The 17,395-nt window shown below is 70.7% G+C and carries 14 protein-coding genes; 1 reads left to right on the top strand and 13 read right to left on the bottom strand.

From position 1 onward, the window contains the following. The first annotated feature begins 53 nt into the window (after positions 1–53). A complete protein-coding gene (gene ileS / locus GTW43_RS03465; RefSeq protein ID WP_161300129.1) occupies positions 54–3,191 on the top strand; it encodes an isoleucine--tRNA ligase in 3,138 nt (1,045 codons plus the stop codon). A gap of 198 nt (positions 3,192–3,389) precedes the next feature. Here ileS and GTW43_RS03460 read toward each other — a convergent pair whose 3' ends face one another. The 13 genes from GTW43_RS03460 to GTW43_RS03400 all read right to left on the bottom strand — a co-directional run. After that, positions 3,390–4,544, bottom strand: a complete 1,155-nt coding sequence (locus tag GTW43_RS03460) for a DivIVA domain-containing protein (protein ID WP_161300128.1) — start codon at positions 4,542–4,544, stop codon at positions 3,390–3,392. A 55-nt stretch (positions 4,545–4,599) separates the two neighbouring features. Further along, entirely contained in the window at positions 4,600–4,884 is a 285-nt protein-coding gene (locus GTW43_RS03455) for a YggT family protein (protein ID WP_033318070.1), read from the bottom strand. 73 nt (positions 4,885–4,957) lie between these two features. Further along, positions 4,958–5,599: a cell division protein SepF gene (gene sepF, locus GTW43_RS03450; protein ID WP_161300127.1), complete on the bottom strand. Its 642-nt coding sequence runs from the start codon at positions 5,597–5,599 to the stop codon at positions 4,958–4,960. 132 nt (positions 5,600–5,731) lie between these two features. Continuing rightward, positions 5,732–6,487 carry a YggS family pyridoxal phosphate-dependent enzyme gene (locus GTW43_RS03445; protein ID WP_161300126.1) on the bottom strand — a complete coding sequence of 252 codons (756 nt, stop codon included), beginning with the start codon at positions 6,485–6,487 and terminating at the stop codon, positions 5,732–5,734. A gap of 6 nt (positions 6,488–6,493) precedes the next feature. Then, positions 6,494–7,225 (bottom strand): peptidoglycan editing factor PgeF, encoded by a 732-nt coding sequence (gene pgeF, locus GTW43_RS03440; protein ID WP_161300125.1) that lies wholly within the window; start codon positions 7,223–7,225, stop codon positions 6,494–6,496. 31 nt (positions 7,226–7,256) lie between these two features. Beyond that, positions 7,257–8,483: a cell division protein FtsZ gene (gene ftsZ, locus GTW43_RS03435; protein WP_161300124.1), complete on the bottom strand. Its 1,227-nt coding sequence runs from the start codon at positions 8,481–8,483 to the stop codon at positions 7,257–7,259. 298 nt (positions 8,484–8,781) lie between these two features. After that, a complete protein-coding gene (locus GTW43_RS03430; protein WP_343245882.1) occupies positions 8,782–9,588 on the bottom strand; it encodes an FtsQ-type POTRA domain-containing protein in 807 nt (268 codons plus the stop codon). Between the two features lie 29 nt (positions 9,589–9,617). Then, positions 9,618–10,706, bottom strand: a complete 1,089-nt coding sequence (gene murG, locus GTW43_RS03425) for an undecaprenyldiphospho-muramoylpentapeptide beta-N-acetylglucosaminyltransferase (RefSeq protein WP_161300123.1) — start codon at positions 10,704–10,706, stop codon at positions 9,618–9,620. Positions 10,707–10,712: 6 nt separating this feature from the next. Next, positions 10,713–12,023 (bottom strand): putative lipid II flippase FtsW, encoded by a 1,311-nt coding sequence (gene ftsW, locus GTW43_RS03420; protein WP_161300122.1) that lies wholly within the window; start codon positions 12,021–12,023, stop codon positions 10,713–10,715. Between the two features lie 105 nt (positions 12,024–12,128). Next, a complete protein-coding gene (murD, locus tag GTW43_RS03415; RefSeq protein WP_161300121.1) occupies positions 12,129–13,571 on the bottom strand; it encodes a UDP-N-acetylmuramoyl-L-alanine--D-glutamate ligase in 1,443 nt (480 codons plus the stop codon). Next, positions 13,553–14,626, bottom strand: a complete 1,074-nt coding sequence (gene mraY / locus GTW43_RS03410; protein WP_161300120.1) for a phospho-N-acetylmuramoyl-pentapeptide-transferase — start codon at positions 14,624–14,626, stop codon at positions 13,553–13,555. Before mraY ends, murD begins: the two co-directional genes overlap by 19 nt. Beyond that, positions 14,623–16,026, bottom strand: coding sequence for a UDP-N-acetylmuramoyl-tripeptide--D-alanyl-D-alanine ligase (gene murF, locus GTW43_RS03405; protein ID WP_161300119.1), 1,404 nt, complete (start codon positions 16,024–16,026; stop codon positions 14,623–14,625). The genes mraY and murF overlap by 4 nt, the downstream gene beginning before the upstream one ends. Positions 16,027–16,030: 4 nt before the next feature. Beyond that, a partial coding sequence (locus tag GTW43_RS03400; RefSeq protein WP_161300117.1) for a UDP-N-acetylmuramoyl-L-alanyl-D-glutamate--2,6-diaminopimelate ligase occupies positions 16,031–17,395 on the bottom strand: 1,365 nt, incomplete at its 5' end.

Genomic DNA, 17,395 nt, shown 5'->3' with positions numbered 1-17,395 from the left:
GGGTTCCTCTCGTCCCTCCGACGGAGAGAAGCACGTCCGCCGGAGGAAGACTGATGACGCAGTACCGCCAGGTGCCCGCCCAGGTCGACCTGCCCGCCCTCGAGCACGCGGTGCTCGACTTCTGGCGCGAGCAGAAGATCTTCGCCAAGACCCTGGAGCAGTCCGAGGGGCGCCCCGAGTGGGTGTTCTACGAGGGCCCGCCCACGGCCAACGGCATGCCGGGTGCCCACCACATCGAGGCCCGCGTCTTCAAGGACGTCTTCCCCCGCTTCCGCACGATGCGCGGCTACCACGTGGGGCGCAAGGCGGGCTGGGACTGCCACGGCCTCCCGGTGGAGCTGGCGGTCGAGAAGGAGCTCGGCTTCAACGGCAAGAAGGACATCGAGGCCTACGGCATCGCGGAGTTCAACGCGAAGTGCCGCGAGTCCGTGACCCGGCACACCGACGCCTTCACCGACCTGACGACCCGCATGGGCTACTGGGTCGACCTCGACGACGCGTACCGGACGATGGACCCCGAGTACATCGAGTCCGTGTGGTGGTCGCTCAAGGAGATCTTCGACAAGGGCCTCCTCGTCCAGGACCACCGGGTGGCCCCCTGGTGCCCGCGCTGTGGCACGGGCCTGTCGGACCACGAGCTGGCACAGGGCTACGAGACGGTCGTGGACCCGTCGGTCTATGTCCGCTTCCCGCTCACCTCCGGTCCGCTGGCCGGCCGGGCCTCGCTCCTGGTGTGGACGACGACCCCCTGGACCCTGGTGTCCAACACGGCGGTCGCCGCGCACCCCGAGGTCCGCTACGTCGTGGCGACGAACGGGGAGGAGAAGCTGGTCGTCGCCGAGCCGCTCGTCGAGAAGGCGCTCGGCGAGGGCTGGGAGACGACCGGCGAGTCCTTCACCGGCGCGGAGATGGAGCGCTGGAAGTACCAACGTCCGTTCGAGCTGGTGGAGTTCCCCAGCGAGGCACAGTTCGTCGTCAACGCCGAGTACGTGACGACCGAGGACGGTACGGGCCTGGTCCACCAGTCCCCCGCCTTCGGTGAGGACGACCTCAAGGTCTGCCGCGCGTACGGCCTGCCGGTGGTGAACCCGGTGCTGCCCGACGGCACCTTCTCGCCCGAGGTCCCGATGGTCGGCGGCGTCTTCTTCAAGAAGGCCGACGAGCAGCTGACCGCGGACCTGGAGGCGCGCGGCCTGCTGTTCCTGCACGTCCCGTACGAGCACAGCTACCCGCACTGCTGGCGCTGCCACACGGCGCTGCTGTACTACGCGCAGCCGTCCTGGTACATCAGGACGACGGCCGTCAAGGACCGTCTTCTCGAGGAGAACGAGAAGACGAACTGGTTCCCGGACACGGTCAAGAACGGCCGCTTCGGCGACTGGCTGAGCAACAACATCGACTGGGCGCTGTCCCGCAACCGCTACTGGGGCACCCCGCTGCCCATCTGGCGCTGCGAGGAGGGCCACCTCACCTGCGTCGGCTCGCGCGCGGAGCTGTCCGAGCTGACCGGGACCGACCAGTCGGCGCTCGACCCGCACCGCCCGTACATCGACGACGTGACCTTCACCTGCTCCCACGAGGGCTGCTCCCTCGACGCGGTGCGCGTGCCGGAGGTCATCGACGCCTGGTACGACTCGGGCTCGATGCCGTTCGCGCAGTGGGGCTACCCGTACAAGAACAAGGAACTGTTCGAGTCGCGGTACCCGGCGCAGTTCATCTCGGAGGCCATCGACCAGACCCGCGGCTGGTTCTACACGCTGATGGCGATCGGCACCCTCGTCTTCGACAAGTCGTCGTACGAGAACGTGGTGTGCCTCGGCCACATCCTCGCCGAGGACGGCCGCAAGATGTCCAAGCACCTGGGGAACATCCTGCAGCCGATCCCGCTGATGGACCAGCACGGCGCCGACGCGGTGCGCTGGTTCATGGCGGCCGGCGGCTCCCCGTGGGCGGCCCGCCGGGTGGGTCACGGCACCATCCAGGAGGTCGTCCGCAAGACGCTCCTCACGTACTGGAACACGGTCGCCTTCCAGGCCCTGTACGCCCGTACGTCGAACTGGGCGCCCAGCGCGGCGGATCCGGCCCCGGCCGAGCGCAGCGTCCTGGACCGGTGGCTGCTCTCCGAGCTGCACCAGCTCACGGACGAGGTCACCCAGGCCCTGGAGGCCTACGACACGCAGCGCGCCGGCAAGCTCCTGTCGGCCTTCGTCGACGACCTGTCGAACTGGTACGTGCGCCGCTCGCGCCGCCGCTTCTGGCAGGGCGACAAGGCCGCACTGCGCACGCTGCACGACGTGGTCGTGACGGTCACTCAGCTGATGGCCCCGCTCACGCCGTTCATCACGGAGCGGGTGTGGCAGGACCTCGTCGTGCCGGTGACGCCGGACGCGCCCGAGTCGGTGCACCTGTCGTCGTGGCCCGAGGCGGACACGGCGGCGATCGACCCCACGCTGTCGACGCAGATGGCGCTCGTGCGCCGGCTCGTCGAGCTGGGCCGCGCCACGCGCGCGGAGTCGGGCGTCAAGACCCGTCAGCCGCTGTCGCGCGCGCTGGTCGCGGCGTCGGGCTTCGAGTCGCTCTCCCCGGAGCTGCACGCGCAGATCACCGAGGAGCTGAACGTCTCGTCCCTGGCCTCGCTCTCCGAGGTGGGCGGCTCGCTGGTCGACACGACGGCCAAGGCGAACTTCCGGGCGCTGGGCAAGCGCTTCGGCAAGCGCGTCCAGGACGTCGCGAAGGCCGTGGCCGCCGCCGACGCCGCGGCGCTGTCCCTGGCGCTGCGCGAGGGCACGGCGACCCTGGAGGTCGACGGCGAGACGATCGCGCTCGCCCCCGACGAGGTCATCATCACGGAGACCCCGCGCGAGGGCTGGTCGGTCGCCTCGGACTCCGGTGCGACGGTCGCCCTCGACCTGGAGATCACCGAGGAGCTGCGGCAGGCGGGCCTGGCCCGTGACGCGATCCGGCTGATCCAGGAGGCCCGCAAGAACAGCGGCCTGGACGTGTCCGACCGGATCGCCCTGCGCTTGACCTCGACGGACCCGGCGGTGAGCGCGGCCCTGTCGGAGCACTCCGGCCTGATCGCGGACGAGGTCCTCGCGACGGACTTCGCGCAGGGTGTGGCGGACGACACGTACGGCGAGCCCTTCACGGACGAGGGCCTGAGCCTGACCTTCCGCCTCCGCAAGGCCTGACGGCCGCACGGCACCGCCCGAAGGGCCGGCCCCGGCAGAGAGATCTGCCGGGGCCGGCCCTTCGGCGTTCTGTGCGCGGGCACACGTGAACCGGCGCCCCCGCGCGGAGCGGAAAAGGCCCTGGCCCGGATCGCAGAAACGATCCGGGCCAGGGCCTGAATGAACGCCGACGCCTTTCTCAGGCGCGCGGGGCGCCGCCTAGTTGTCGTCCTCGTCGATGAGGAAGCCGCGCATCGGCGACGGGGCCTGCTGCATCGGCTGCGGAGCCTGCGGGCGCACGGGCGCCATCGGCTGCGTCATCGCGGGGGACATCTGCTGCTGGCCACCGTAGGACGGGCCGCCGGGCTGCGGGTTGCCACCCATCGTCTGGTTGCCACCGTAGGACGGGGCACCCGCACCGGCCGGAGCCATCGACGGCGCCGGGGACGGCGGCAGCGAGGCGGCCGCCGGGGTACGCGGCGGGGCCAGCGAGTCGTCGGCCTGGGTCTCCAGCTGGCGCAGCTGCGACTCCAGGTACGACTTCAGACGCGTGCGGTACTCGCGCTCGAAGCCACGCAGGTCCTCGACCTTGCGCTCCAGCGTGGCGCGGGCGGACTCCAGGGAGCCCATCGCGACGCGGTGCTTCTCCTGCGCGTCCCGCTCCAGGGCGTCGGCCTTGGCACGGGCGTCACGCTCGAGACCCTCGGCGCGGCTGCGGGCCTCGCCGACGATCTTGTTGGCCTCGGAGCGGGCCTCGGCGATCGCCTGGTCGGCGGTCTGCTGGGCCAGCGAGAGGACACGGGCGGCGCTGTCGCCACCGGGGCCCTGACCGGGCTGCGGCATCTGCGGCGGGCCGGGGTGACCGCCCATGGGGCCGCCCATCGGACCGCTCAGCTGTCCCTGGCCCATCGGACCCGGGCCCTGGCCCATCGGACCGGGACCCTGCGGACCCGGACCCTGGGGGCCGTGCCCACCGGGACCGGCCGGGAGCTGCGGGGCACCGCTCGGCAGCTGCGGGGGGCCGCCCATGGGGCCACCCATCTGCTGCTGCGGCGGGCCCGATATGCCGGCGGGCACCGGGGCGCCCGGACCGCGCATACCCTGCGGGGGTCCCTGCTGGTCCTGGGGCCCGTCGGGGCCGCCGGGCCCACCGGGGCCGGGGCCCTTGCGCATGCCGCCCTGCTGCTGGTTCTGCGCAGCGGCGCGGGTGGCAGCGGCGAGCTTGGCCCTCAGGTCCTCGTTCTCACGGAGCAGGCGGGTCAGTTCGGCTTCGACCTCATCGAGGAAGGCATCGACCTCGTCCTCGTCATAGCCTTCTCGGAGGCGGACGGTCGTGAACTGCTTGTTCCGCACGTCCTCGGGGGTCAACGGCATCTCTTCACCTCAACGTTGTCGTCGGCATTCGGCAAGACCGTAGTAGACATCGCGCTCACAGCCGGCTCACGACGGAGATCAGGATGTAGACGATGATCATCAGTACGAAGAAGGACAGGTCGAGCGCCACGCCCCCGAGACGCAGCGGCGGGATGAACCGCCGCAGAAGCTTGAGCGGTGGATCAGTGACAGTGTAGGTGGCCTCCAGAACGACCACCATCGCCTTGCCGGGTTGCCACGAGCGGGCGAACTGGAAGACGTAGTCCATGACCAGCCGGAAGATCAGCACGATGAGGAAACACATCAGCGCGATGTAGACCACATCCAAAACCACGCTCATGTCGGTGGTTCCCTCTCCCCTGTGTCTCGTGCCTCATGACTAGTCGAGCCAGTCGGTGAACTAGTGCTGCGTCTCAGCTCTGGTTGAAGAACCCGCCCTCTGCGATGCGGGCCTTGTCCTCCGCCGTGACATCGACGTTAGCAGGCGACAACAGGAACACCTTCTGAGTCACCCGCTCGATGCTGCCGTGCAGACCGAACACGAGACCGGCGGCAAAGTCGACAAGTCGCTTCGCGTCGGTGTCGTCCATCTCCGTCAGATTCATGATCACCGGAGTGCCCTCACGGAAGTGTTCCCCGATGGTACGGGCCTCGTTGTAGGTCCGCGGGTGCAATGTGGTGATGCGGTAGGGCTCCCGCTCGGACACGACCTTGGGCATGATCACCGGTGCGTTCTTCTCCAGGCTCTGACGTTCAGGTGTGATGGATGCCACGGGGGCGATTCGTGCCGGACGTCCGGAATCGGCCGGGAGGGCGGCGGGCTGGCGCACCGGTTCGCGGGGTGCGGGAGCGGGTACCACTCGTACCGATTCGTCCGCTTCTGCCGGGCGGGAGCTGTGTGACTGATGCGACGGCTCGTGCCGCCTGCGGTCACGCTCGGGCTCGGGATCAAGCTCGGGTTCGAAGTCGTCGTCGGGGTCGAACCCCCGGCCGTCGTACCCATCGTCCTCCACGAGGCCGAGGTAGACCGCCATCTTGCGCATCGCGCCGGCCATGCTCTGAGTCCTCCGCTCTGTGGTGGATCGGCTGAGGCTGACGTCAACCAATGTGCCCGCGATCCACGCGATCTCCCCGCCCAACAGCGAGAATGACCATATTTTCTGCTGTGGTCCGACTTCTTGGCGACGTTACCCGAGCCTGGGTCGGACTCCGAGGACCGCCGTACCGACGCGCACATGTGTCGCTCCGGCCGCCACAGCCTCCTCGAGGTCCGAACTCATCCCTGCCGAGACCATGTTCGCAGCCGGATGGGCCACGCGCAGGTGAGTCGACAAATCCATGAGCCGCTCGAACGCCGCCTGTTGCCGCCCCGCGTAGTCCCCGGTGAGCGGTGCGACGGTCATCAGTCCGTCGAGCCGCAACCCCGGCGCCTCGGCCACGCGAGCGGCCAACTCCTCGACTCCCCCCGCCCCCACGCCACCGCGCTCGCCCCGGCCGTCGACCTCGGCGTCGAGCGCGACCTGGATCAGGCAGCCGAGCGCGCGCCCGGCGCGCTCCGCCTCCTTCGACAGCGCCGTGACGAGCTTCGCCCGGTCCACGGACTGCACCATATCGGCGTAACTCACCACGGATCGGACCTTGTTGGTCTGCAACTGACCGACGAAGTGCCAGGTGAGGGGCAGATCCGCACAGGCCGCCGCCTTGGGGGCGGCGTCCTGGTCGCGGTTCTCGGCGACGTGCCGCACGCCGAGCCCGGACAGGATCCGCACATCGCTCGCGGGGTACGTCTTCGTGACCACGATCAGGGTCACGTCCTCGCGCTTGCGGCCCGCGGCCGCGCAGGCGGCGTCGATGCGCCGCTCCACCGCCGCCAGGTTCGCCGCGAGCTCTTCCTTGCGCCCCGGATCGCCGGGAACATCCTGAAGATCCTGAAGATCCGTCATGTCGTATCAGTCCAGCCAGACATAGCCCGCGAGCCGGCCGGTGGCCTTGTCGCGGCGGTACGAGAAGTGGTCGTGCGACTCCAGCGTGCACACCGGCGACCGCTGCCGGTCGCGCACCCCGAGCCACTCCAGTTGCGCGTGCACACCGGCGGTCACATCGACGGCCGGGGTGCCCCAGCTGGTCTCGGAGTGGGCCGCGGGTTCGACCGCCGCGACCTCCGCGCGCATCGCGGCGGGGACTTCGTAGCACCGTCCGCACACCGCCGGCCCGGTGCGGGCCACGATCCGGGCCGGGTCCGCGCCGAGCTCCACCATGGCGCCGACCGCGGCGGGGACCACGCCGGCGACCATGCCGGGGCGTCCCGCGTGTGCGGCGGCAACGACTCCGGCGGCCGGGTCGGCCAGCAGGACGGGGGTGCAGTCCGCGGTGAGCACGGCGAGGGCGAGCCGGCGGCGGGCGGTGACGATCGCGTCGACGCACGGCACGGCGGCGTCCGCGGCCCAGGGCCCGTCCACCACCTGGACGTCGGGGCCGTGCACCTGGTTCATCCAGACCACCCGGTCCGGTGCGAGGCCGAGTTCCCGCGCGGCGCGTTCCCTGTTGCGCAGGACGGCCGCGGGGTCGTCGCCGACCGCGCCGCCGAGATTGAGCTCCTCGTACGGAGCGGCGCTCACCCCGCCCCACCGGTCGGTGAAGGCGAAGTGGGCGCCGCTCGCGTGGTCGCGCTGTCCTATCACTGCGATGACGTTCCCGTCGGGCTCCGGAACGTCACTTGAGGAAGTCCGGGACGTCCAGCTCCTCGGCCTGGCTGTCCGGGTAGGACGGCCGGGGCACCTGGGGCGGGGTGACCGGGACGGCCGGCGCCTCGTTGGCCGGCGCGGCCTCGGCGGGCTCCGGGGTCTTGGGCTCCTCGCGCGGGGTCACGCTGCCCAGCGAGCCGAAGGCCGGACGCGAGGGCTCGGGCGTCGCGGCCGGGCGGGCCGACGGCGCCGCCTCCTCGCGCTTGGCGGAGGACGAGCCGATCACGTTGTCCCGCTTGTTCGGCGGCTGGCCGCCGTCGAAGCCGGCGGCGATCACGGTGACCCGCACCTCGTCACCGAGGGCGTCGTCGATCACGGCGCCGAAGATGATGTTGGCCTCGGGGTGTGCGGCCTCGCTGACCAGCTGGGCCGCTTCGTTGATCTCGAACAGGCCGAGGTCGGAGCCACCGGAGATGGAGAGCAGCACGCCGCGCGCGCCGTCGATGGACGCCTCGAGGAGCGGCGAGGAGATCGCCATCTCGGCGGCGGCCACCGCGCGGTCGTCGCCGCGGGCGGAGCCGATGCCCATCAGGGCGGAACCGGCCTCGGACATGACGGACTTGACGTCCGCGAAGTCGAGGTTGATGAGACCGGGGGTGGTGATGAGGTCGGTGATGCCCTGGACACCGGAGAGCAGGACCTGGTCCGCCGACTTGAAGGCGTCGAGGACGGAGACCTGGCGGTCCGAGATGGACAGGAGCCGGTCGTTCGGGATGACGATGAGGGTGTCGACCTCTTCGCGGAGCTCGGCGATGCCGTCCTCCGCCTGGTTCGCCCGGCGTCGGCCCTCGAAGGTGAACGGACGCGTGACCACGCCGATCGTGAGGGCGCCGAGCGAGCGCGCGATGTTGGCCACGACGGGTGCGCCGCCGGTGCCGGTGCCGCCACCTTCACCGGCGGTGACGAAGACCATGTCGGCCCCCTTGAGGACCTCCTCGATCTCCTCGCGGTGGTCCTCGGCCGCCTTGCGCCCGACGGCCGGATTGGCTCCGGCGCCGAGTCCGCGGGTGAGTTCACGGCCGACGTCGAGCTTGACGTCCGCGTCGCTCATCAACAGGGCTTGCGCGTCGGTGTTGATGGCGATGAACTCGACGCCCTTGAGACCGACCTCGATCATCCGGTTGATGGCATTGACACCACCGCCGCCGACACCGATGACTTTGATGACTGCGAGGTAGTTCTGCGGTGCTGCCACGTCGAAGGCCTCTCGCCTCGAGTTACGTGTCGTCGCCTCGCCTGTACGGATGCGACGACTGATGTCGAATGGGGGCGGTCCGGCCTCCTAGTTGACTACTAGTCGACTGCCGACCCGAACCCTAACGCTGAAGTTTAGGGTTACCAGTGTGTCTGTTTCCTGGACTCTTCCGAACCTGACACTAAGTCGACAAGTGGCGCCCGTTCAACGAACACGCCGAACCTCCCGTTTTTCTTTTCACCCTATGTGATCAGCCGTAGCGCTGCCCAACCAGGGTGCTGGCCTGCACCGATGTGCGTCAACTCGCCGATGACGCAGGGGCGGTGGGCACACTCACGTCGAAGTGCCGGGCCTTCGGGGCTGCTTTCATGAGAGCGACGAGTGCACGCGCCTTCGCGTCGCTCTTCTCGGAGCTTCCCCACGCGACGACGCGTCCCCCGCCGAGCTCCAGCGAGATGGCGTCGTACGAACGGACCTTGAGGGCGCGGGTGTCCCCGGCGATCCGGGCCGGCAGCCGCCCCGCGACGCGCACCGCTTCCCGGACGAGCCGGTCGGTGCCGAATCGGCGCAGGCTGGCCGCGGCGCCGCCGGTGTCGGGCGCCAATTCCAGCCGGGGGACACCTCTGGGCGCCTTGTCGACCGTCGCGTAACGGACGCCTTTGCGGTCAATTTCGAGGAACTTGCCCGAATTTCGGGCGTCTTCGGTCACCAGAACCGGCTTGCGTTCTGTCACTTTCAGACTGATTCCGTGCGGCCAGGAACGCACCACGTCGACCGAGTCGATCCGGGGCAGTTTCTGCCGCAGCCGGTCCTCGACGGCGTCCGTGTCGACGGAGACGAGCGGGGCGCCCACCGGCACTCCGGCCGCCTCGCGCACCTCGGCCGGGGTGAGAACCCCGGTGCCCGAGGTGGTCACGCGCTCCACCCGCAGCCAGGACGAGCCGTACAGGAGCCAGACGGCGGCCGCCGCGGCGAGGACCAGCAGGACTCCGGTGACGACGAGGGTGCGCACGCTCGGCATGCGCACCCTCGTCGGGGCGGGGGGCGGTTCGGGCGGCTCCGGGGTGTCCCGCCGGCCGCGCTCCGCGGTGCTCGCCTCAGCCACGCTCCCCTGCCTTCACATCCGCACGTCCGCTAGTGACGCGAGTTGATCGCCTCGTACACCATCCCGACGAGCAGGTCGTCGGCGTCCCGGCGGCCGAACTCGGAGGCGGCGCGGGACATCTCGTACAGCCGGTGCGGGTCGGCGAGCACGGGCAGGACGTTGCCCTGGACCCACTCGGGGGTCAGCTCCGCGTCGTCGACCAGCAGGCCGCCGCCGGACTTGACCACCGGCTGGGCGTTCAGCCGCTGTTCGCCGTTGCCGATGGGCAGCGGGACGTAGGCGGCCGGGAGTCCGACGGCGGAGAGCTCGGCGACGGTCATCGCGCCCGCGCGGCAGAGCATCATGTCGGCCGCGGCGTACGCGAGGTCCATCCGGTCCACGTACGGTACCGGGATGTACGGGGGCATTCCCGGCATCTGCTGGACCTGCGGCAGTTCGTTCTTCGGGCCGACCACGTGCAGGATCTGGATGCCGGACTGCTGGAGCAGCGGGGCGACGCGCTGGACGACCTCGTTGAGGTGCCGGGCGCCCTGGGATCCGCCGGAGACGAGCAGCGTCGGCAGGTTCGGGTCGAGGCCGAACGCGGCGCGGGCCTCGGGGCGCATCTGGGCCCGGTCCAGCATCGCGATGGTGCGGCGCAGCGGGATGCCGATGTAGCGGGCCCCGCGCAGCTTGCTGTCCGGAGTGGAGACGGCGACCCCTGCCGCGTACCGCGAGCCGATCTTGTTGGCCAGGCCCGGGCGGGCGTTGGCCTCGTGCACGACGATCGGCACGCCGAGCCGCTTGGCGGCGAGATAGCCGGGCAGGGCGACGTAGCCGCCGAAGCCGACGACCGCGTCGGCCTTGGTCCGCTCGAGGATCTGCTCGGCCGCCTTGATGGTGCCGCGCAGGCGCCCCGGGACGGTGATCAGTTCGGGGGTGGGCTTGCGCGGGAGCGGAACGGCGGGGATCAGCGCGAGTTCGTACCCGCGCTCGGGTACGAGCCGGGTCTCGAGCCCCTTCTCCGTGCCGAGGGCTGTGATGCCCACGGTCGGGTCCTGCCTGCGCAGGGCGTCCGCGAGGGCGAGCGCCGGCTCGATGTGGCCGGCGGTCCCCCCACCGGCGAGTACGACATGCACCGAAATTCACCGCTCTCCGGACGGACGCGCCGTGACGCGCCGTCTCATCGTGTTCCATCTCGTCCGCGGCTGCCGCATGGCGAGGGCAGCCCGTGCCGCGGGTTCGTCCCGCGCGAACGCGATCAGAAGCCCCACGGCGAACATGGTCGGCAGCAGGGCCGACCCCCCGTACGAGAACAGCGGGAGCGGGACACCGGCGATCGGCAGCAGGCCGAGCACCGCACCGATGTTGACCACGGCCTGCGCCGTGATCCAGGTCGTCACGCCACCCGCGGCGTACCGTACGAAGGGGTCCTCCGTGCGTCCGGCCACGCGGATACCCGCATAGCCTAGAGCCGCGAACAGGGCGAGCACCGACAGCGTCCCCGCCAGGCCCAGTTCCTCACCGGTGATGGCAAAGATGAAGTCGGTGTGCGCTTCGGGAAGTTGACCCCATTTTTCCACACTCGCCCCGAGGCCGGAACCGAAGAATCCGCCGGAGGCGAGGGCGTAGATCCCGTGCAGTCCCTGCCAGCACAGATCGTCGGGGCCCGCGTCCGCACGGCCCAGACAGGCCAGGCGTGCCATGCGGTTCGGGCTGGTCTTGATGAGCATGATCCCGATGGCCCCGGCGACCGAGAGGACCCCGACGAAGAGCCGGGTGGGCGCACCCGCCAGCCAGAGCAGTCCGAAGAGGATCGCTGTGAGAAGGATCGCGGTGCCCATGTCGCCGCCGAGCATGATCAGTCCGAGCAGCAGGAAGGCGACCGGGACCAGCGGCACCAGCATGTGCTTCCACTGGGTGAGCAGCCTCTTGTCGTGCTTGCGGGCCAGCAGGTCCGCGCCCCACAGGATGAGCGCCAGTTTCCCGAACTCGCTGGGCTGCAGCATGAACGGGCCGCCGAGCGAGATCCAGTTCTGGTTGCCGTTGATCGACACTCCTATCCCCGGGATCTGCACGAGGACCATGAGGAAGACGCTGACGGCGAGGATCGGGTAGGCGAGCGCGCGGTGCAGTTTGATCGGCATCCGCATCGCGACGAGCAGCAGGATCGCGCCGAGCACGGCCGCGACGAACTGCTTGCGGAAGAAGTACGAGCTGGACAGGCCCATCTGCAGGGCCGTGATCATCGAGGCCGAGTAGACCATCACCAGGCCGAGCACGGTGAGCAGGGCGGCGGCGCCGAGGATCAGGTAGTACGCGGTGAGCGGCCGGTCCCAGGCGCGGCGGGCGCGGCCGTAGAGCGTGCGCAGGGGGTTGGCGCGCGCCCGGTAGACCTTGCTGGTCCGGCGCGGCGGCGCGGCGGGGCGCCGGGTGGTACGGGCGCTACCGGGCATCGCCGCTCCCCCACGACCTGAGCGGGGCCCGCTCGGTGTCTGCCGTCAACGCTGCCACGTCCCCTCCCGAGGGTGCCCGGCGTCACCGGGCACCCGAAGGTCCCCTCAGACGCCGGTGGCGCCGAGCGCGCGGACCGCTTCCGCGAACGCCTCGCCACGCTTGTTGTAGTTGGTGAACATGTCCATCGACGCACAGGCCGGGGCCATCAGGACGGTGTCGCCCTCCCGGGCGAGCCGTGCCGCCTCCTGGACCGCCGCCGACATCGCCCCAGTGTCGGTCCGGTCCAGGTCGACCACCGGGACTTCCGGCGCGTGTCGCTCCAGGGCTTCGCGGATCAGGGCACGGTCCCGGCCGATGAGCACGACCCCGCGCAGCCGCTGTGCGGCGCCCGTGACGAGCTCGTCGAAGGTCGCGCCCTTGGCGAGGCCGCCGGCGATCCACACGATGGACGCGTACGAGGCCAACGAGGCCTGGGCGGCATGGGTGTTGGTCGCCTTGGAGTCGTCCACGTAGGCGACGCCGTCGACGTCGGCGACATGGGCGATGCGGTGCGCGTCCGGGGTGAAGGCGCGCAGGCCGTCGCGGACGGCCCGGGGCTCGACGCCGAAGGCGCGGGCGAGCGCGGCCGCCGCGAGGGCGTTGGCGATGTTGTGCGGGGCCGGCGGGGTGACGTCGGAGATCTCGGCGAGCTCCTGGGCGTTCTTCTGCCGGTCGTCGACGAAGGCGCGGTCGACCAGGATGCCGTCCACGACGCCGAGTTCGGAGGGGCCGGGGGTGCCGAGGGTGAAGCCGATCGCGCGGCAGCCCTCCTCGACGTCGGCCTCGCGCACGAGCTCCTCGGTGGCCCGGTCCGCGACGTTGTAGACGCAGGCGACCTGATTGCCCTCGTAGATGCGGCCCTTGTCGGCGGCGTAGGCCTCCATGGAGCCGTGCCAGTCGAGGTGGTCCGGTGCCAGGTTGAGGACGGCGCCGGAGTGCGCGCGCAGCGAGGGCGCCCAGTGCAGCTGGTACGAGGAGAGCTCGACGGCGAACACGTCGTACGCGTCGTCGCCCTCGAGGACGACGTCGACGATCGGGGTGCCGATGTTGCCCACGGCCGCGGTGCGCAGGCCGGCCGCCTCCAGGATCGAGGCGAGCATCTGGGTCGTCGTGGTCTTGCCGTTGGTGCCGGTGATCGCGAGCCAGGGGGCCGCGTCCGGGCCGCGCAGCCGCCAGGCGATCTCGACGTCGCCGACGACGTCGACGCCGGCCTCGGCCGCGGCCGCGAACAGCGGCGACGACGGCTTCCAGCCGGGGGACGTCACGACGAGCCCGGTGCCGTCGGGCAGCGTCTCGGCGTCCCCGAGGCGGACGGCGATGCCCTCCTTCTCCAGGAGCGCGGCCTTGTCGCGGTGGGCGTCGCCGTCGCCGCCGTCGACGACGGTCACGGACGCGCCGAGGCCGGCCAGGGCGCGGGCGGCGCTGAGGCCGCTCACGCCGAGACCGGCGACGGTGATGTTCGTGCCCTGCCAGGAATCCTGACCAGATGTCACTTCTTGGCTGCCCATCCTGCGTAGAAGAGGCCGAGTCCGACGATCACGCACATGCCCTGGATGATCCAGAAGCGGACCACGACAAGGACTTCGGACCACCCCTTGAGTTCGAAGTGGTGTTGCAGTGGCGCCATGCGGAAGACCCGCTTGCCGGTCATCTTGAACGAGCCGACCTGGATGACGACCGACATCGTGATGAGCACGAACAGGCCGCCGAGCAGGGCGATGAGGAGCTCGGTGCGCGAGCAGATCGCGAGGCCGGCGAGGGCGCCGCCGAGGGCGAGCGAGCCGGTGTCGCCCATGAAGATCTTCGCGGGCGAGGTGTTCCACCACAGGAAGCCGAAGCAGGAGCCCATCAACGCCGAGGCGACGACGGCCAGATCGAGTGGGTCTCTGACCTCGAAACACGCGGCTGGGTTGGTGAGGGTCTGCGCGTTGGCGCAGGACTCCTGGAACTGCCAGACGCCGATGAAGGTGTAGGCGCCGAAGACCATCACGGAGGCGCCGGTGGCGAGTCCGTCGAGGCCGTCGGTGAGGTTCACGCCGTTCGACATCGCGAGGATCATGAACAGCGCCCAGACGACGAACAGCACCGGGCCGATCGTCCAGCCGAAGTCCTCGACGAAGGAGAGCTTGGTGGAGGCCGGGGTGTTGCCGCGTACGTCCGCGAAGTTGATGGCGAGCAGCGCGAAGGCGATGCCCACGATCAGCTGTCCGGCCATCTTCGCCTTGGCGCGCAGACCGAGCGAGCGCCGCTTGACGATCTTGATGTAGTCGTCGAGGAAGCCGACGAGGCCCATGCCCGCCATGAGCCCGAGCACGAGGAGGCCGGACAGGGTGGGGGGCGCCCCGGTGATCAGCTTGCTGAGGAAGTACGCGATGAGGGTCGCCAGGATGAAGGCGATACCGCCCATGGTCGGCGTACCGCGCTTGCTGGCGTGCTCGCGCGGGCCGTCGTCACGGATGTACTGCCCGTAGCCCTTGCGCGCGAGGAGCTTGATCAGCAGCGGCGTGCCCGCCAGCGTCAGGAAGAGACCGATGACGCCCGCGAAGAGGATCTGCTTCATCATCGGGCATCGCCCCCGATCCCGAAGCCCTCGAGCAGCGCCTGTGCCACGCTCTCCAGGCCCACCGACCTGGATGCCTTCACGAGCACGACGTCTCCCGGGCGCAGCTCGCTGCGCAACAGGTCGACCGCCGCCTGTGCGTCGGACACGTGCACCGACTCCTCACCCCACGAACCCTCGTTATAGGCGCCCAGTTGCAGCCAGGACGCTTCCCTGCCCCCGACTGCCACGAGCTTGCTGACGTTGAGCCGGACGGCGAGCCGTCCGACCGCGTCGTGCTCGGCCAGCGACTCGTCACCGAGCTCGGCCATCTGTCCGAGCACCGCCCACGTACGACGCCCCTTGCCCATGGCCGCGAGCGCGCGCAGGGCGGCTCGCATGGACTCGGGGTTCGCGTTGTAGGCGTCGTTGACGATCGTGACGCCGTCCGGACGCTCGGTGACCTCCATCCGCCAGCGGGACAGAGTGCCCGCCTCGGAGAGCGCGAGGGCGATCTCCTCCACGGACATGCCAAGGTCATGGGCGACGGCGGCCGCGGCGAGCGCGTTCGACACGTGGTGCTCACCGTACAGGCGCAAGGTCACTTCGCTGCACCCGGTGGGTGTGTGAAGGCTGAAGGCGGGCTGTCCGTTCTCCGTGAGCCGGACATTCTCGGCACGGACGTCGGCGTCGGCGGCCTCTCCGAAGAGGAGCACCTTCGCCCGCGTGCGCGCGGTCATGGCGCGGACGAGCGGGTCGTCCGCGTTGAGGATCGCGGTGCCGTCGGCGGGCAGCGCCTCGACGAGTTCGCCCTTCGCTTCCGCGATCTGCTCGCGGCCGCCGAACTCGCCGATGTGCGCGGTGCCGACGTTGAGGACGACGCCGACCCTCGGGGGCGTGAGCTCCGTCAGGTAGCGGATGTGGCCCTTGCCGCGGGCGCCCATCTCCAGGACGAGGAACCGGGTGCCGTCCTCGGCGGACAGGGCGGTCAGCGGCAGCCCGATCTCGTTGTTGAACGAGCCGGGGGTGAAGACCGTCGGGGCCGAGCGCCGCAGCACCTGGGCGATGAGGTCCTTGGTGCTGGTCTTGCCGGCCGAGCCCGTCAGCGCGACGAGCGTGGCGCCGAGCCGGGCCACCACGTGCCGGGCGAGGGCGCCGAGCGCGGACTGGACGTCGTCGACGACGATCGCGGGCACGCCGACGGGGCGGGACGCCAGGACGGCGGCCGCACCCTTGTCGACGACCTCGCGCGCGTAGTCGTGACCGTCCACGCGCTCGCCGACGAACGCGGCGAACAGGCTGCCCGGTTCGACCTTGCGCGAGTCGATGACGACCGGCCCGGTGACCCGGACCGACTCGTCCGGTATGTCGTACGTCTGCCCGCCGACGGCTGAGGCGATCTCGGCGAGGGAGAGGGCGATCACAACTTCATCCCTGGGTCTGCTCGATGGCTTCGCGAAGCACCAGGCGGTCGTCGAAGGGACGCACCACCCCGGCGATGTCCTGCCCCTGCTCGTGGCCCTTGCCGGCGACGAGGACGGTGTCGCCGGTCTCGGCGCGCGCGACCGCGGCGGCGATGGCGGCGGCCCGGTCCTCGAAGACCTGGACCTCTCCGCGCTCGTGCGCGGGCACGTCGGCGGCGCCCGCGAGCATCGTGGCGAGGATCGCGAGGGGGTCCTCGCCGCGGGGGTTGTCGGAGGTGAGGATGGCCGTGTCGGCGAACCGGGCCGCGGCGGCGCCCATCGGCATCCGCTTCGTGCGGTCCCGGTCGCCGCCGCAGCCGAGCACGATGTGCAGCTTGTTCTCGGTGACCTTGCGCAGCGCCTTGAGGACCGACTCGACGGCGTCGGTCTTGTGCGCGTAGTCGACGACGGCCAGGTACTTCTGCCCGGCGTCCACCCGCTCGAGGCGGCCGGGCACGCCGGGGACGGCGGCGACGCCGTCGGCCGCGGTCTGCGGGTCGATCCCGGCGACCGCGAGGGTGACGATCGCGGCGAGGGTGTTCGCCACGTTGAAGGGGCCGGGCAGCGGGGCCCGGGCGGTGACCCGTTCGCCCTCGGGGCCGACGACGGTCAGCGTGGAGCCGAGCGGCCCGACCTCGACGTCCTCGGCGCGCCAGTCGGCGTCGGGGTGGCCCTCGGCGGAGAAGGTCACGACGGGCACCTCGGACTCGTCGACGAGCCGGCGGCCGTACGCGTCGTCGTAGTTCACGACGCCCTGTTTGCTGCGCGCTTTCGTGAACAGCTGCGCCTTCGCCCGGAAGTAGTCCTCCATGTCGGAGTGGAACTCCATGTGCTCCGGGCTGAGGTTGTTGAAGACCGCGACGTCGAAGACGCAGCCGTCGACCCGGCCGAGCACGAGGGCGTGGCTGGAGACCTCCATGGCGACGGCGTCGACGCCGCGCTCGCGCATGACCGCGAACAGGGCCTGGAGATCGGTGGCTTCCGGGGTGGTGCGCTCGGACTTGATGCGCTCGTCGCCGATGCGCATCTCGACGGTGCCGATGAGCCCGGTCGAGCGGACCTCCTTCAGACCGCCTTCCACGAGGTACGCGGTGGTGGTCTTGCCGGAGGTGCCGGTGATCCCGATCTGCAGCAGGTCCGCGCCGGGCCGCCCGTAGATGGTGGCGGCCAGTTCGCCCATGCGGCCGCGCGGGTTCTCCACGACGAGCGGGACGAGTCCGGCGGCGGCGACGCGCTCGGCGCCCGCCGGGTCGGTCAGCGCCGCGACGGCGCCGAGCGTGGCGGCCTGCGCGGCGAAGTCGGCGCCGTGGGCGCGGGCTCCGGGCAGGGC

Origin of the sequence: Streptomyces sp. SID5785 (assembly GCF_009870065.1) — a bacterium.
GTDB lineage: Bacteria > Actinomycetota > Actinomycetes > Streptomycetales > Streptomycetaceae > Streptomyces.
Note: the sequence above shows the minus strand (reverse complement) of the source record. Positions and strands in the feature narration are given on the sequence as shown.

Excerpts from the sequence above, each read along its gene's own strand:
- ftsW (WP_161300122.1), bottom strand. The coding sequence starts at position 12,023 with ATGCCCGGTAGCGCCCGTACCACCCGGCGCCCCGCCGCGCCGCCGCGC.
- GTW43_RS03455 (WP_033318070.1), bottom strand. The coding sequence starts at position 4,884 with ATGAGCGTGGTTTTGGATGTGGTCTACATCGCGCTGATGTGTTTCCTC.
- GTW43_RS03460 (WP_161300128.1), bottom strand. The coding sequence starts at position 4,544 with ATGCCGTTGACCCCCGAGGACGTGCGGAACAAGCAGTTCACGACCGTC.
- GTW43_RS03445 (WP_161300126.1), bottom strand. The coding sequence starts at position 6,487 with ATGACGGATCTTCAGGATCTTCAGGATGTTCCCGGCGATCCGGGGCGC.
- sepF (WP_161300127.1), bottom strand. The coding sequence starts at position 5,599 with ATGGCCGGCGCGATGCGCAAGATGGCGGTCTACCTCGGCCTCGTGGAG.
- ileS (WP_161300129.1), top strand. The coding sequence starts at position 54 with ATGACGCAGTACCGCCAGGTGCCCGCCCAGGTCGACCTGCCCGCCCTC.
- mraY (WP_161300120.1), bottom strand. The coding sequence starts at position 14,626 with ATGATGAAGCAGATCCTCTTCGCGGGCGTCATCGGTCTCTTCCTGACG.
- murD (WP_161300121.1), bottom strand. The coding sequence starts at position 13,571 with ATGGGCAGCCAAGAAGTGACATCTGGTCAGGATTCCTGGCAGGGCACG.